The organism is Corynebacterium macclintockiae, from assembly GCF_027570165.1.
GTDB classification, from domain to species: domain Bacteria; phylum Actinomycetota; class Actinomycetes; order Mycobacteriales; family Mycobacteriaceae; genus Corynebacterium; species Corynebacterium macclintockiae.
On the sequence record NZ_JAKMUV010000002.1, the window covers coordinates 35,050 to 50,705 of the forward strand.

Annotated in this window: 9 protein-coding genes; 8 read left to right on the forward strand and 1 reads right to left on the reverse strand. The window is 61.8% G+C overall.

The genetic code is table 11. The features are described from left to right. Nucleotides 1-12 precede the first annotated feature (12 nt). Nucleotides 13-3,300, forward strand: a complete 3,288-nt coding sequence (lysX, locus tag L8U58_RS01840; RefSeq protein ID WP_269954567.1) for a bifunctional lysylphosphatidylglycerol synthetase/lysine--tRNA ligase LysX — start codon at nucleotides 13-15, stop codon at nucleotides 3,298-3,300. On the opposite strand, the gene L8U58_RS10220 is transcribed toward lysX, so the two are convergent. Further along, nucleotides 3,269-4,564, reverse strand: a complete 1,296-nt coding sequence (locus L8U58_RS10220; RefSeq protein ID WP_269954568.1) for an alpha/beta hydrolase — start codon at nucleotides 4,562-4,564, stop codon at nucleotides 3,269-3,271. The two genes, lysX and L8U58_RS10220, sit on opposite strands and share 32 nt — an antisense overlap. A 91-nt stretch (nucleotides 4,565-4,655) precedes the next feature. Here L8U58_RS10220 and ftsY point away from each other — a divergent pair, with 91 nt between their 5' ends. The 7 genes from ftsY to trmD all read left to right on the forward strand — a co-directional run bounded on the left by ftsY (nucleotide 4,656) and on the right by trmD (nucleotide 15,654). After that, nucleotides 4,656-6,083 (forward strand): signal recognition particle-docking protein FtsY, encoded by a 1,428-nt coding sequence (gene ftsY, locus L8U58_RS01850; protein ID WP_080716697.1) that lies wholly within the window; start codon nucleotides 4,656-4,658, stop codon nucleotides 6,081-6,083. Nucleotides 6,084-6,191: 108 nt separating this feature from the next. After that, nucleotides 6,192-7,775: a signal recognition particle protein gene (ffh, locus tag L8U58_RS01855; RefSeq protein WP_034970463.1), complete on the forward strand. Its 1,584-nt coding sequence runs from the start codon at nucleotides 6,192-6,194 to the stop codon at nucleotides 7,773-7,775. 50 nt (nucleotides 7,776-7,825) lie between these two features. Further along, on the forward strand, nucleotides 7,826-11,920 hold the full coding sequence (locus tag L8U58_RS01860; RefSeq protein WP_269954569.1) for a hypothetical protein: 4,095 nt from the start codon (nucleotides 7,826-7,828) through the stop codon (nucleotides 11,918-11,920). Between the two features lie 209 nt (nucleotides 11,921-12,129). Further along, complete coding sequence (gene rpsP / locus L8U58_RS01865; RefSeq protein ID WP_034972974.1) at nucleotides 12,130-12,660, forward strand: 30S ribosomal protein S16; 531 nt, start codon at nucleotides 12,130-12,132, stop codon at nucleotides 12,658-12,660. Nucleotides 12,661-12,892: 232 nt separating this feature from the next. Further along, entirely contained in the window at nucleotides 12,893-14,236 is a 1,344-nt protein-coding gene (gene gdhA / locus L8U58_RS01870; RefSeq protein ID WP_269954570.1) for an NADP-specific glutamate dehydrogenase, read from the forward strand. Nucleotides 14,237-14,239: 3 nt separating this feature from the next. Next, nucleotides 14,240-14,803: a ribosome maturation factor RimM gene (rimM, locus tag L8U58_RS01875; protein ID WP_034970475.1), complete on the forward strand. Its 564-nt coding sequence runs from the start codon at nucleotides 14,240-14,242 to the stop codon at nucleotides 14,801-14,803. A 2-nt stretch (nucleotides 14,804-14,805) separates the two neighbouring features. Then, complete coding sequence (gene trmD / locus L8U58_RS01880) at nucleotides 14,806-15,654, forward strand: tRNA (guanosine(37)-N1)-methyltransferase TrmD (protein ID WP_035008288.1); 849 nt, start codon at nucleotides 14,806-14,808, stop codon at nucleotides 15,652-15,654. The last annotated feature ends 2 nt before the right edge of the window (nucleotides 15,655-15,656 follow it).

Below are 15,656 nucleotides of genomic sequence, written 5' to 3' on the forward strand. Positions count from 1 at the left end.
ATAATTCATTGGGTGAATGTTGATCGCAGAAACCTACCAAAGCTGCGGACCCGCGCAGGGGGCCGCGCCGCGAAAGACCCGCTAGCGACACAGGCGTTCTTCCCCCGCTTCATTGGCACCATCCTGTGCGCCTATGCGCTGATGGCACTGGTGCTCAGCATCTCCAGCGCCGCCCGCGTGCACGTCCGCCAGATGCTGGTGGTGATGGATAACGTCTTCCTGCCAGTGCCTGTGCCCTCGGTGGCGTGGTCGGCCGCGCTGCTGGTGCTGGGCGTGGGGCTGTACAAAGCGAAGCGTGCCGCCTGGGTCGTGGCCGTGGCAGCGCTGCTGATCCTCAACGTCAGCAACGTGCTACTTCTTTGCCTGCCGCAGTACTTCGACCCGGTCCCACAGTGGGCACATTCCCTGTTTGTGACGGGTATGGGGGTGCAGTTCCTGCTGCTGCTGTTGATGCTCAGGCAACGCAGGGATTTCTTCACCCACACCGTCAAGGGCGCAATCCTCGGCGCATTCCTGACGTGGCTGGTTGGCACCGTCGCGGTGTTCCTCATCGCGCTGGTGCTGGTTCACGTGTTCCATGGGAACCTATCCGCCGAAACGCGCACGCTGTGGTCGTTGAACCACTCCGCTGGGTTCTCCCTGTTTAACCACGCCCACGTCGCCGGCACCCCGCCGAAGGTCGTCAGCTTCCTGGTATCGGCCCTGGCCGCGGTCGTGCTGTTGCTGGCGGGGCTGTTTCTGCTCCGCTCGCACCGCGACGAATACGGTATCGGCCCGGAGGACGAGGCAGCACTGCGAGCCCTCATCCGCCGCTTCAACACCAACGACTCCCTGGCATACTTCGCCACCCGGCGCGACAAGTCCGTCGTCTATGAACCGAAGGGTCGGGCAGCGGTGACTTATCGCATCGAAGCTGGCGTGTGCTTGGCGTCAGCCGACCCGATTGGCGATCCGAGGTACTGGGATCAGGCAATCTCCGCCTGGCTGGACCGTGCGCGTTCGTTTGGATGGGTTCCGGCTGTGATGGGGGCGTCCGAACCAGCGACCAGAGCGTACGAACGACATGGGCTGAGCTCGATCCACCTGGGGGACGAGGCCGTCATCGACACGCAGAACTTCCGCCTCTCCGAGCTGCGCGAGGTGCGTCAGGCCCGCGCGCACGCACAGAAGGCGGGCGTGCGTGTAAGGATCCGCCGCCACGGCGAACTCAGCGCCGAAGAGATGCAGCGGGTGGAGGTGCTGGCCGACCAGTGGCGCGATACCACCGACGAACGCGGCTTTTCCATGGCCCTGGGCAGACTTGGCGACCCGCAGGACAAAGACTGCCTGCTGGCCGAAGCGCTGGTGGGGGAGGAAACGGTGGCAGTGCTGTCGTTTATCCCCTGGGGGCTCAGCGGCGCGTCGCTGGATCTGATGCGCCGCAGCCCAAGCGCCCCGAATGGCACGGTCGAAACCATGATCGTGGCGCTGTGTACCGAGGCGAAGCTGCAGAAGCTATCGCTGAACTTCGCCGTGTTCCGCGAGCTCTTCGCCAGTGAGGATGCCGTGGCCGTCGGACCGGTGCGCAGGCAAGCGCGCCGGGTGTTGACGTACCTGTCCAAGTGGTGGCAGATGGAGACCCTCTACAGGTCGAACCAGAAATACAAGCCCGTGTGGATTCCGCGCTATGTCTGCTACCCGGATTCGCTGTCGATGGCGCGGGTCGGGTTGGCCTCCGGCATTGCGGAGGGCTTCGTGCCGACCATGGGCACCCTGTTCAACCGCAGCGGCAGCGAAGAGCACCGTGGCTACACATCCACAGCCACCAGCCAGCCCGAGGCAGCCCAAGCGCTGAACTACGTGGAGCAGGTGACGGATGCGAACAAGCAGACCGCCAGCGAACAAACGGCCGTGCGAATCAAGAAGGCCATGGCGCTGCGGGAATCTGGGGTGGAGCCCTGGCCCGTTGCTGACCCTATCGCTGGCTCCGGTGCCGTTACGGTTGTGCGGTGCGCGGAGGTTGCCGAAGGTCAAGGCAATGGTAGTGACGCCCACCGTGGCGGTCCGCTGCGCGTATCCGGCCGGATCGTGGCCAAACGCGACTTTGGTGGGGTGACTTTCTTTGAACTGCGGGATGCCTCGGGCACCTGCCAGCTCCTGGTCGAGGCGCCGGGGGAGCAGTTGGCCTGGAAGATCCGTGCGCTCGACTTGGGTGACCTGGTGGCGGCGACGGGTGTGCGCGGGGAATCCCGTACCGGCGAGCCTTCGCTGCTGGTGGACGACATCACGATGGAGGCGAAGGATCTACACCCATTGCAGCGCCGCGGTGCTGGCATCGGGGAGGTCAGCCAGCGCCTGCGTGCCCGGTCGGTGGTGAACGCGGCGATCCGCAGCACCCTGGACGGGCTGGGATACATGGAGGTTGAGACCCCGATTCTGCAGCGCGTGCACGGTGGTGCGAACGCGCGGCCGTTCAAGACCCGCAGCAATGCGGCCAACCAGGACCTGTACCTGCGCATCGCGCCGGAGCTGTACCTGAAGCGCCTGCTGACCCAGGGGGCGGAGAAGGTCTACGAGCTGGGGCGAGTGTTCCGCAACGAGGGAGTGGATGCCACCCACAACCCGGAGTTCACTACGGTAGAGGCCTATGCGGCGCACGGCGATTACGAATCCATGCGATTAGTCGCTCAGAAGATCATCCAGGCCGCCGCCACGGCCTATTACGGCGAGCCAGTGGTGATGGACCCGGAGGGCAAGCTGGTCAGCATCGCGGAGGACTTCCCGGTGAAGACCGTTTACGGCGCCATTAGCGAGCGTCTGGGGCAGTCCATCACGCCCGAGACGGACTTCGAACAGCTGCTGGCCCTGTGCGCCGACCGTGACATTGCGGTGCAGCCGGGCTGGGATGCCGGCGAAGTGGTGCAGGAAATGTATGAGCAGTTGGTGGAGTGCACCACCACCACGCCGACGTTCTATACGGACTTCCCGACCAGCGTGTCGCCCCTGACCCGCCAGCACCGCAGCCAGCCCGGTGTGGCCGAGCGTTGGGATCTGGTGGCCTGGGGCGTGGAGCTGGGAACGGCCTACTCGGAGCTCACCGACCCGCTGGAGCAGCGCGACCGCCTCGAGGCGCAGTCGTTGAAAGCCGCTGGCGGCGACCCGGAGGCGATGGAGGTCGACGAGGCTTTCCTGCGCGCCCTCGAAAACGGTATGCCGCCGACCGGCGGCTTGGGCTTGGGCGTGGACCGGCTGATCATGCTTCTCACGGGCCGTTCGATCCGCGAGGTCCTTAGCTTTCCAGCCCACCCCGGCGGACAATAAACGGGAAGGCCAGGTTCAGTCCTCCGCGCCAGGTCTTAAAATTGTGCGCGCCGGATATCTCGTGGTAGCTGGCCTGCATCTTCGCGGCGACGGCCAGTGGTTGCAGGTGCTTGAGGGCCGTCTTGGCAGAGCTATCGTCCCGGCCGGCGATAAACATGCCCGCGGTCCGTGGGTAGGTCCGCTTCTTCAGCAGATCTTCGGGGTTCTGGGCCTTGAACTTGTCCTCGGAACCGCCAAAGAAGTTCTGCACTGTGGATTCGTGGCTGGTGCCGTCGTCGGGGGTGCGTTCGCCAGAGATGTTGACGAAGCTGCCGTAGCTGTCGGGGTGGTTGGTGATCACCTGGAAGGCGCACGTGCCGCCGTAGGAAAGCCCGCCGATCGTCCACGTGTGCTGATCCGGGTTGGGGGACAGGTGCTGTTGCGCCCAGCGGGGCAGGTCGACCGTGAGGAAGGTCTGCACCTTTCCCTTGTTGGAGTCTGTACACACTGGGTTTTCCCAGGTACCGCCCGTTGCATCTGCGGAGATGATGATCGGGGCTACACCACCGTGCTGTTGTTGGTACCGGCGAGCGATCTCGGTAGCTTGTCCCGAATCGAACCACTGGTCGGGATCGCCCGGGATGCCCGCGAGCAGCACCAACACCGGCAGTTGCGGCCTTGGCGAGCTAAACCATGCCGGTGGCAGGTAGACCCGCAGATCCCGCGCATGGAATCCCGATTCCTTCTTCGGTGCGGAGACGTTGAGCATGCTGCCCTCTGCAGGCAAATCGGGGTGCTTGGTTCCTCGCCACTGCTTCAACGGTACGGCCGGTGCTTTCGGTAGTTCGTCCACGCTGTGGAAGGTGCGCAGCTCCACGGGGTCTACCTCGCCGACGTCTTGGTATAGCTCGTAGGACTGGTTCGCCGCCGCCACTGCGCCCACGGCAAGTAGCGCTACGAGCAGGATCGTCCAGGATTTTTTTATTGACGCCCCCACGCACCAACCCGCCATGTTTGCAGCGAGGATCAGCGCGCTTGCACCCAGCAGTAGACGGAAACCGATCTCCGACCAGGGAGTGGTGGTGCCCAACATCAAGAATGCGAGCCCGGCGCCGGTGAGCACGACAGTGACGGCGAGCGACCACAGGACTGCGCGCCATCGGCGCCCTGGGGGATCTGAGGGGAGGGCGAAGAAGAGTGCGGAGAGTACCGCCAGAATCACAGCCCAGGTGACAACCTCTGGCCATGTACCCGTGAGGGGAATTTCGCGAATGAACTCGATCACGAAGGCTTATCTTATGCCGGTCGAAGCGAAACTTGGTACACGTCAGTGCTGAGCACGACATTATGTGCAAAGTTCTGATTCACTGGAGGTCATGAATAGTGTTTTGATGTGGGTCCTCATTGGACTATTGATTCTGGCCATCATCGTGGCGCTCCTGGTTGTCCTAGGTTTGCGCCGGAAGAAGGCCAAGCAGATCTCCTTCGAGAAGAAGGAAGAGATTGAGCAGAAGAAGCCCAGTAGTGGCGATTACCAGGCGCAGGGTGGATTCAATTTCACCGCCGGTGGTGGCGCCGGTGCAGCCGTCGCCGAGAAGCAGCCAGAGAAGCAGCCGGAACTGCGCCCCGACCAGGAGCTGAAGCAGACCGCGCCAGCCCCCGAGCCAACTCCAGAGCCCGAGCCAACCCCAGAACCGGAACCAACCCCAGGGCCGGAGGCCACTCCTGAGCCCGAGGCTCCGAAGGCAGTGCCCACCCCGGCGCCCGTCGCTGAACCGGAGCCAGAACCAGAACCCGAGCCTGTCGCAGAGCCCGAGCCAACCCCAGAACCCGAGCCAACCCCAGAGCCAGCCCCAGCCCCAGCCGAGCAGCGCGAGGAGATCGCACCCGTCCAGGGTCGCCTGGGCAAGTTGCGCGGACGCATGTCCAAGTCGCAGAACGTCATCGGCCGCGGCGTGCTGGGCATCCTCAGCGCCGGTGACCTCGACGAGGACGCGTGGGAGGAGATCGAAGACACCCTCCTTATGGCCGACCTGGGCACCCCAACTACACTGAAGGTGGTCGAGGACCTGCGCGAGCGCATCGCCGTCAACGGTGTGTCCAGCGAGGAAGAAGCCCGTGGCATGCTCCGCGAGGCTCTGATTGATGCCTGCAAGCCCGACATGGATCGCTCTATCAAGGCCATGCCCTACGAGGGGAAGCCGGCCGTGATCATGGTGGTGGGCGTCAACGGAACCGGCAAGACCACCACCACCGGCAAGCTGTCCCGCGTGCTCATCGGCATGGGGCACAAGGTTTTGCTGGGGGCGGCCGATACGTTCCGCGCAGCTGCGGCTGACCAGTTGGAGACGTGGGGGCGTCGAGTAGGAGCAGAAACAGTACGCGGCGCCGAGGGTGCAGATCCCGCCTCGGTGGCCTTCGACGCGGTGGCGAAGGGCGTCGAGGCAGGCGTGGATGTCGTTCTGGTCGATACCGCCGGCCGACTGCACACCAGCGTGGGCCTGATGGATCAGCTGGGCAAGGTCAAGCGCGTCGTGGAGAAGAAGGCCAAGGTTGACGAGGTGCTGCTGGTGCTGGATGCGACCGTCGGCCAGAACGGCCTTATGCAGGCGCGCACGTTCCGCGAAGTTGTGGACATCACCGGCGTGGTGCTCACCAAGCTGGACGGTACTGCCAAGGGCGGCATCGTCTTCCAGGTGCAGGAGGAACTCGGCGTTCCGGTGAAGATGGTGGGCCTCGGCGAAGGTGCGGATGACCTGGCGCCGTTCGAGGTTGAAAGCTTCGTCGACGCACTGCTGGGATAGCTGACCCGCTGCCCGAGTAGAGGCCGGAATGTGACTGTTTTACTGCCTACTGGCTAAGCTGGGGGAGTTAAAAGCCATCCTTCGACACCTACAAGGGAGCACTCACTAGTGTTTGAGTCTTTGTCAGACCGCTTGCAAAATGCCATGAAGGGGCTTCGTGGCAAGGGCAAGTTGTCCGAGGCTGATATCAATGCCACCGCACGCGAGATCCGCCTTGCGCTGTTGGAGGCCGATGTTTCCCTCCCGGTGGTGCGCGCCTTCATCAAGCGCATCAAGGAACGCGCCGCCGGGGCAGAGGTATCCGAGGCACTAAACCCCGCCCAGCAGGTCATCAAGATCGTCAACGAGGAACTCAAGGAGATCCTGGGTGGCGAGACCCGTCGCCTGAACCTGGCCAAGCACCCGCCGACGGTCATCATGCTGGCCGGTCTGCAGGGTGCTGGTAAGACGACCCTGGCCGGCAAGCTGGCCCTGCACCTGGCCAAGAAGGGTCACACCCCGATGCTGGTGGCCTGTGATCTGCAGCGTCCCGGAGCGGTGCAGCAGTTGCAGATCGTCGGCGAGCGCGCCGGGGTGAAGACCTTCGCCCCGGACCCGGGCACCAGCTTGGATTCTCACGATCACGAGATGGGCACCAGCCACGGCGATCCCGTCGACGTTGCGCAGCGCGGTATCGAAGAGGCTTACCGCAGCCAGCACGACATCGTCATCATCGATACCGCAGGTCGCCTGGGTATCGACGAGGAGCTCATGCGCCAGGCGCGCAACATTCGCGATGCGGTGGAGCCCGACGAGGTGCTCTTTGTTATTGACGCCATGATCGGCCAGGATGCCGTTACGACGGCCGAGGCGTTCCGCGATGGCGTGGATTTCACCGGTGTGGTCTTGACGAAGTTGGATGGTGACGCCCGCGGTGGTGCCGCCCTGTCGATCCGTGAGGTCACCGGCAAGCCGATCCTGTTCGCCTCCACCGGCGAGAAGCAGGAAGACTTCGACATCTTCCACCCGGATCGCATGGCCAACCGCATCCTCGGCATGGGGGACGTGCTGACCTTGATCGAGCAGGCCGAGCAGGTTCTGGACGCCGAAAAGGCCGAAGACTCCGCCATGCGCATGGCCTCCGGCGAGCTGACGCTGGAGGACTTCCTCGAACAAATGCTAATGGTCCGCAAGATGGGTCCCTTGGGCAACATCCTGAAGATGATGCCCGGCGGCTCCCAGATGTCGAAGATGGCCGACATGGTGGATGAAAAGGAGCTCGACCGCATCCAGGCCATCATCCGCGGCATGACCCCGGCGGAGCGCAAGGATCCGAAGATCCTTAATGCCTCGCGCCGCAAGCGCATCGCCAACGGCTCCGGCGTTAGCGTCTCTGACGTCAACAAGCTGGTCGAGCGTTTCTTCGAGGCCAAGAAGATGATGGGCAAGATGGCCGGCCAGTTCGGGCTGGGTGGGCGCTCCGCGACCAAGAAGCAGAAGAACCACCGCAAGGGCAAGAAGGGCAAGAACGCCAAGAACAAGAACCGCAAGAACATGCGCAAGGGCATGGGCGGCGGCATGCCGGGAATGCCGGGGATGCCGGGCATGGGCGGCGGAATGCCCAGCATGAAGGACCTGGAGAAGATGCAGGAGCAGCTTCCCCCGGGGTTCGAGGGCATCGACCTGTCGAAGATGAACTTCCCCAAGAAGTAGCGTCTGGCTTCGCCCTGTAAATCCAGGCGAACCGCTGTAGCTTGGGCGATATGGAATTCGAGTTTCATTTCGTCCGGCCCGAGCCACGCATTCTGAACAACGCTGAAACTCAGGCCACGTTGTTGCGGGATGCGGATCTCGACGAATTGCGTGGCACGCCGGATCCAGAAATGGAAGATTTTGCCCAGGAACTCGGGGGAATCCTGGGCGCAGATTTCCCGCCGCGCCGCCTGATATGCGCCACGGTGGACACCGAGGATCCTTTTGTGGTGGGAGATATTCGGCGCGCAGCGCTGAAGCACCGTGTTTCTGCTTTTGTGGGTACATCGGATCTTTTTGTTGACGCCAGCGGCATCAGCGGGGCGATCGCTCCAGAGTTCTATGTGACAAATTCCCTGGGCACGGCGTGGGCCCAGGTCAGTGAACGCACAATTGACTGGGCGTTTGCGGATGCTCTGCGTGCACCCGTTAGCGAGGGGGTGTGGGTGCGCATCACCACGTACGATCCGCGTCCCGACGAGTTCGGGCACTCGATGCGTTTTCACCTGCTGGATAGCGGGGAGATCAAGGTGGTGTGGGCAAGATCCACCAATGAGATCTTCGATGTTCAGTGGCGCCAGGCGGTGACGTATGAGGAGGCGCGAGCTCAGCTCCTCGCCTTCGCCGATCGCTGCCCGACAACTCTTCATCACTACTGGCAGGATCCTCAGCGCCACGGAAACGCGCCGGTCGCGGAAACCAGCATCAAGACCTGCGAACTCAGCCAACGTTCGCAGTACAGGCTGCGTCGGCTCGGGGCATTCCGTGAACTTCCTCCGGGTGTTCCGCTACGCCTGCACGACCAGGTTGAAGGTGCTCTGGAGCTGGGTAGAGATCAGGAAGGGCAGTGGCGTGCTTCCTTGAAGCGATCGCCTTACGAAGGGGTTGAAAAAAACTTTGAAAGCCCCGATACCTTGCTGGAGATCGCGGAGGCCTATACCTGCAAGGAGAGGGGGAAGGTTCTCGACTACTTCCCGGAGACCGCCGAAATCCCTGCGCCACTGGCGCATACCGTGAGCGCCGTGGTGCTTCCGGAGCGCGACGAGCCGTGGACCAACTCCTCGGTGTGCAGAATGCACCTGTGTGCGATGAGCCATAACTTTGCAGCGGTCGGCTCTGTGGAAAATTTTTTCCAGAAGATAAACCGGGACTTCGCTTCGTGGTTCGATGTCATCGACCCACACAATGCAGAGCGCGGGCAGATTAAAATCAAGATCCCGCGAAAGGAATCCAACCGTGCCTTCGACCTGCTAACTGCAGTGGCGATGCGGCACGGCGTTTCTTTAGTTGTTGACAACAGTGAGGTGCTGTTCAATTCGTCTGGGCGGCGCCGAGAAGGGCAGTGGCGCAGCACAGCAGAACTTTTTGAGTCCGGCCAGTGCCGAAATCGGTGGGAAGTCGCCACGCCTCAGGTGCTATTGGAAGCGATGGTGCTGAACTATTCGAACTGGCAACTCCGGCTAACCTACACGTCCGAAGATCACCCCAGGTGCCGACAAATTCTCATCGTCGAACCGAACAGCCAAGAGCACGACCGCTTCACCATCACGGCCTACGAATCCGGCAGTTTCTTCCATGAGCAATGGCGGAGCCGGACCACACGGGAAGCTACGTCGCTGTCGCAAGGACAAACCCTCGACCTTATCCAGCAGGTAGCCTACGAACCGCTACAGCTTGACGAGTTCATTCACTGGGACTCTAGGCTTGGTTATTCGCTTGGCCCTGAGGAGCTGCCGTTCAAGATCAGCACCCACACTCGAAAATCCACCTCCTTGGACGACCGCCTGTTCAAAAAGGCACTAAGGGAGTTTGCGTCCGAAGAAGCTGGCGGCTGGATCGAGATAACGGACGTGCGCACCCCCGGAGATTTCCTCCGGATCGAACCTGCCGACAACCCCGGGTGGGTCATTACCAAATGGGGCTACAACCGCGGCGGAACCGAACGCGGCAACGTATACGCCAGCGATATGGACGCGGCCACCGAGATCTACCAGTCATTCGTCGGCGACAACTGGACTTCGCTGGATAGAAGGCGAATTAAGGTAGAGCCGAAGAGGGCGCACACCCCGTTGTACGTTCACTTCCCTAAAACTCAGACACACACAAGCCACCACGAGCTTGTCCACGAGTTTTATGCCCAAGAGCAGCCGGATCTGGACGTTCCGCCTCCAGGGATGGAGGACGTATGCCGGGATCTCGAAGGCTTTTTGAAGCAGAAGTATGTGCCACAGCAACGGGTGAAGATCCTCGTAGATCCGGTCGATACGGAACGGATTCGGGGCATCTGTCAGATCGCAATGAAGCACCATGCTCTCGTCTTCGATGACGATAGAGGTCTACTCGCGAACGGCGTCGGCTCCGATATGCAGGTCGGCAGTGGAGCCAGATTGACGAACTCGCTCGGAAGTTTTTGGCGCGAAGTCTCCGGCAGAACCTTGGACCTAGCCTTTGAGGATGCTCTGCGCCCCCGTCATCCGACCGACGTATGGCTAAAGGTGGGGATCGGACGGAACTTTATCCGGCCAAGCGACACATTGTCCTCCACACTTGAAGCGGACGGCAGCTGGCTGATGACATGGCAGTTTGCGGAGACTGCGCTCGGCGTCCATAAAAAGAACCTCGAGTTTCGTGCCAGTAACTACGAAGAAGCACGAGAGTTGCTGCTCGCGTTCGCGGATCGTAGCCCATACCTTGAGCATCTCCCGTGGCAAGAGAGTGAAGCAAAGACCACGTCAGAGAATGTAACTCTGGTGCAGCGAGCGGCGATGCCACTGCGCAGGTTTGAGGCTGTGCTCGAACTGCCGCGGGGAACCATGATGCCGCTGCAGGACAAGAATGGTGAGCGCTTACTATTTGGCCAGACTCGCACGGGCCAATGGCTCGCTGCCTTAAGCCGGGACAACGGGTTTGTTGCGACCCGCACATTCACCAGCGGCCAGGGGGTAGTGGAGTTTGCCCGCTGGTACGTAGCTGCTGACGTGGCCGAAGTTAATGATGTCTTCAGAGCTTTTATCCCATCGCTGGAAGAGCGCTGGGCACCCCGAGGGATGGCGGAGGTGAGCTTCCTGATGCTGCCGCAGCGCGCCGAACCGTGGGCGGATACGACCGTTGTGCACTTCCAGCACTGGCTTGCGCAGAACAACCACGCCGCCTCTGAACAGATGCGTGGTTTTGTCGGAGCTTTGCTGGAAGCGCGTTCGGCTGGTTTGCAGTTTACGAGTTCGGCTGGTGGCGCTGTCGAAGCTCAGGCTCTAACGAGCGTATGGGTGGATCGCGCCGGGCTTTTAGATACATTGACGCAGATGTCTAACATCGCAGTGGCTCACGGTATTTCCATGGTGGTGAACGGAAACCACGTGCTACTGAACTTTGCATGGACTGCCACAGACTCGTCGAATATCTGCCTCATGATGAAGGGAACCGATAGCTTCACTAGTAAATCTTGGATGCAGCCGTCCAGTGCCGCTTTTGCGCAAGCTATACAGAGAATCGCCGACGATGAAAAGGTAGTTGTGTGCAACCGTATTCACACGGGACCTGGTGTGGCGGACGAAGACTTCCAAGAGTTTCTGATGGTTATCGAAACCGATAAGCGAGGCTACTGCCTATCGTACGAATTGCCCGGTGGGATGAAGAATGATGCGCATGATTTGTCGGGTGGGCAGGTCAGCGATGCTTTCAAAATTTTTGTTCAGTCGCCAACGCAGCTTCTCGGTTCAGTGAGCTGGGACAGTTTTGGTCAGTCGCAGATGCTAACGGCGGAATTGGAGCGTTTCGAGATGCAGTCGAACCTTTTTGAACCCGTTCCGCTGGGGGCTGACAACCTGCACGAACTGCAGGCCGTGAGGCTGCCGGCGACCGGAGATTTCATCCAGGTGCTCGACTCGCAGGTTGAGGGCGATTATATCCGCGTCTACAACGACAGCGGTCGGTTCCGCATGGGGTTCCTCGTCAGCTGGGGGCACGACTTTGGGCAGATCGAAAATTATCAGCGCAAGACCAAGCACCTCGACGAGGCTCTGAAGCTCGTCGCGCACTACGTTGCGGGCGATCGTCGCGAATTTGCCGGGCTCGGTTGGAAGCGACGGGAGGTGAAGGGGCGCTAGGAAGGGGGATTTGGTTAACGCAGGTACCGGCCACTACACTTATCCAGGTTGTCTGTGTAACACCGTTCCCGACCACGGTCGGCCGGTGGTCACGCGCAGCAAAAATACCAAGGGCTGAACCGGCTCCGAGCAGGGAAAATTTTTGCAGATATTTTTTCTCGGAGCGTCTGAACTGCCCAGTGACCATCTCAAAGAAAAGGAGCCAACACATGGCCGTCAAGATTAAGCTGCAGCGCCTGGGTAAGATCCGTACCCCGGAGTACCGCGTCGTCGTTCAGGATGCTCGCACCAAGCGTTCCGGCAAGGTTATCGAGAACCTGGGTATCTACCAGCCGACCCAGGAGCCGTCCCTGATCCAGATCGACTCCGAGCGCGCACAGTACTGGTTGGGCGTCGGTGCACAGCCGACCGAGCCGGTTCTGGCTCTGCTGAAGATCACCGGTGATTGGCAGAAGTTCAAGGGCATCGAGGGCGCCGAGGGCACCCTGAAGGTGGCCGAGGAGAAGAAGTCCAAGCTGGATCTGTTCAACGAGGCTCTGGCTGAGGCTGCCGATGGCCCGACCGCAGAGGCTATCACCGAGAAGAAGCGCAAGGCCAAGGAAGAGGCAGAGGCTAAGGCCGCTGCTGAGGCTGCCGCTGCTGAAGAGGCTGCTGCCAAGGAAGCTGAGGAGGCCGAGAAGGCTGAGGCTGCTGAGGGCGAGGCTTCCGAGGGCGAGGCTGAGGCTGAGTCCGCAGAGTAAAATCTGCTGGTAGTTTTCACTACTTACTCCACTAACCCCAGGACAGGTGTTCGCACCTTGCCTGGGGTTAGTTGCGTTTGAGGCCATTTGCGTTTGGGGTTAGTGTGTCCCGCCCCCGAGCCACCACCATAAAGGTGTTGTCCACCACGAGGAGTAGAGTGAATGACTGTCATCACAGATCGGCTGAATGCCGATCGCGGATTCTATGCAAGAAGCGAAGAAGGCACTTTTTATGAACGTCGAAGAAACCGTCAGCGGCTATTACCAGCAGATTATTCAGCGCAATGCCGGTGAACCCGAGTTCCACCAGGCTGTCGCAGAGGTGCTGGACAGCCTGACGTACGTGCTGAAGAAGGACGAGCACTACGCAGACTATGCCCTCATCGAGCGCATGTGCGAGCCGGAACGACAGGTGATCTTCCGCGTGCCGTGGATCACGGACGAGGGCGAGGTGCGCGTGAACCGTGGCTTCCGCGTGCAGTTCAACTCCGTGCTCGGCCCGTACAAGGGCGGCCTGCGCTTCCACCCATCCGTCAACCTGGGCATCATCAAGTTCCTCGGCTTCGAGCAGATCTTCAAGAACTCCCTGACCGGTCTGCCGATCGGCGGAGGCAAGGGCGGCTCCGACTTCGACCCGAAGGGTAAGTCGAACCGGGAGATCATGTCCTTCTGCCAGTCCTTTATGACGGAGCTGCACAACCACATCGGCGAGGAAGTGGACGTTCCCGCCGGCGACATCGGCGTGGGTGGCCGCGAGATTGGCTACCTGTTCGGCCAGTACCGCCGCATGACTAACCGCCACGAGTCCGGTGTGCTCACCGGAAAGGGTCTGACCTGGGGCGGCTCGCTGGTTCGCACCGAGGCCACCGGCTACGGCACCGTGTACTTCACCCAGGAGATGATGGCTGCCCACGGCGACCGCTTCGACGGCGCCAAGGTGATCGTCTCCGGCTCCGGCAACGTCGCCATTTACGCGGCTCAGAAGGCTCAGGAGCTTGGCGCAACCGTTGTGGCTATGTCCGACTCCTCGGGTTATGTGCACACTCCGGAGGGCGTGGATATCGAACTGCTGAAGGACGTTAAGGAGGTGCGCCGCGCCCGCCTGTCCGACTACGCCAAGGAGACCGACGGCGTGACCTACCACGCGGGTGGCAATATCTGGGAGGTCGAGGCCGACGTGGCTCTGCCGTGCGCCACCCAGAACGAGCTGGACGGCGAGGCCGCGAAGACGCTGGCCGACAACGGCTGCCGCTACGTCGCCGAAGGCGCGAACATGCCCTGCACTCCGGAGGCCATCGAGGTCTTCCGCAAGCGCAGGATCTTCTTCGCCCCGGGCAAGGCTGCCAACGCCGGCGGTGTGGCTACCTCGGCGCTGGAGATGCAGCAGAACGCCTCCCGCGATTCCTGGTCCTTCGACTACACGGACAAGCGTCTGCGCGACATCATGCGCAACATCTTCAAGTCCTGCGACGTCACGGCCAAGGAATACGACAAGGAAAACGATTACATCATCGGCGCCAACATCGCCGGCTTCCGCAAGGTAGCGGACGCAATGCTGGCCCAGGGTGTTATCTAGCCTATGGAGTTGCAGATCGGACGGGTTATCAAGCCCCACGGCGTACGCGGCGAGGTTGTCGTCGACGCGACCACCGACATCCCGGAGCAGCGCTTCGCCGCAGGTGAGGTGCTGAAAGGCAAGCAGGCGGGCAAGGAGCTTTCCCTGACGGTGCGTTCCTACCGCCCGCACCAAGGCCGCCTGTTGGTCACCTTCGAAGAAATCGCCGACCGCACCGCCGCCGAGTCCCTGCGTGGCGTGCGATTCTTCGCCGCCCCGGTGCACGACGAGGACGACGACGGCTACTACGACCATGAACTCGAAGGCCTCACCGCCTACCTGTTGGCCCCCGACACGGATCTCGAGGGCGACGAGATCCAACTCGGCGATCTGGTCGGCCAGGTCGTCGCCGTCGAGCGCACCCCGGCCGGGCAGTTGCTGGTTATTCTTATCGACGCCGAATCCCAGCTGCCAACGGCTGGAAAGGAAGTGCTCGTTCCCTTCCGCCACGAAATCGTCCCCGTGGTGGACCTGGAAGAAGAAGTACTAGTACTCACCCCGCCTGAGGGGCTTTTGGAGCTGAGCTAGCCGTGCGCCTGGACGTAGTAACGATCTTCCCCGAATACCTCGAGCCCCTGCGCCACGCCCTGCTGGGCAAGGCCATCGAACAGGGGATCCTCAGCGTCGGCGTGCATAACCTGCGCGACTGGACCAGCGACGTGCACCAGTCTGTGGATTCCACACCCTGTGGCGGCGGTCCCGGCATGGTGATGAAGCCCGAGGTCTGGGGGCCTGCCCTCGATGACGTCGCGGCCGGCACCGGGCCGGTGGCTGCCTCCGCCGACCTGGAAAGCTCGGCGGAACACAAGCGCAACCTGCTGCCCGCAGCACCCGAGGGGAAGGCTGAGACGGCAGGGGAGGAAGCGGGTGGCGTCCAAAAACCGCTGTTGATCGTGCCCACACCGGCAGGAAAGCCTTTCACCCAAGACATGGCGGAGCGGTGGAGCAGGGAAAAGCACGTCGTATTCGCCTGCGGCCGCTACGAGGGTATCGATCAGCGCGTGGTCGACGACGCGCAGAACCGCTACCGGGTGGAGGAAGTCAGCATCGGCGATTACGTGCTGATCGGCGGCGAGGTCGCGGTGCTGGTGATGGCCGAGGCGATGGTGCGGCTGATCCCCGGCGTGCTGGGCAACCAGGCCAGCCACCAGGAGGATTCCTTCCAGGACGGGTTGCTGGAAGGCCCCAGCTACACGCGCCCCCGGCAATGGCGCGGGCTGGACGTGCCCGACGTGCTGTTTAGCGGCAACCACGCCAAGATTGCGCAGTGGCGCCGGGAACAATCCCTAGCTAGAACCAAAAAAATACGCCCTGACCTGCTGGATAGCGTGGAGCTATCCGAGGCAGATCGGGCGTATCTGGACGGCTTAGAGCCCTAGCC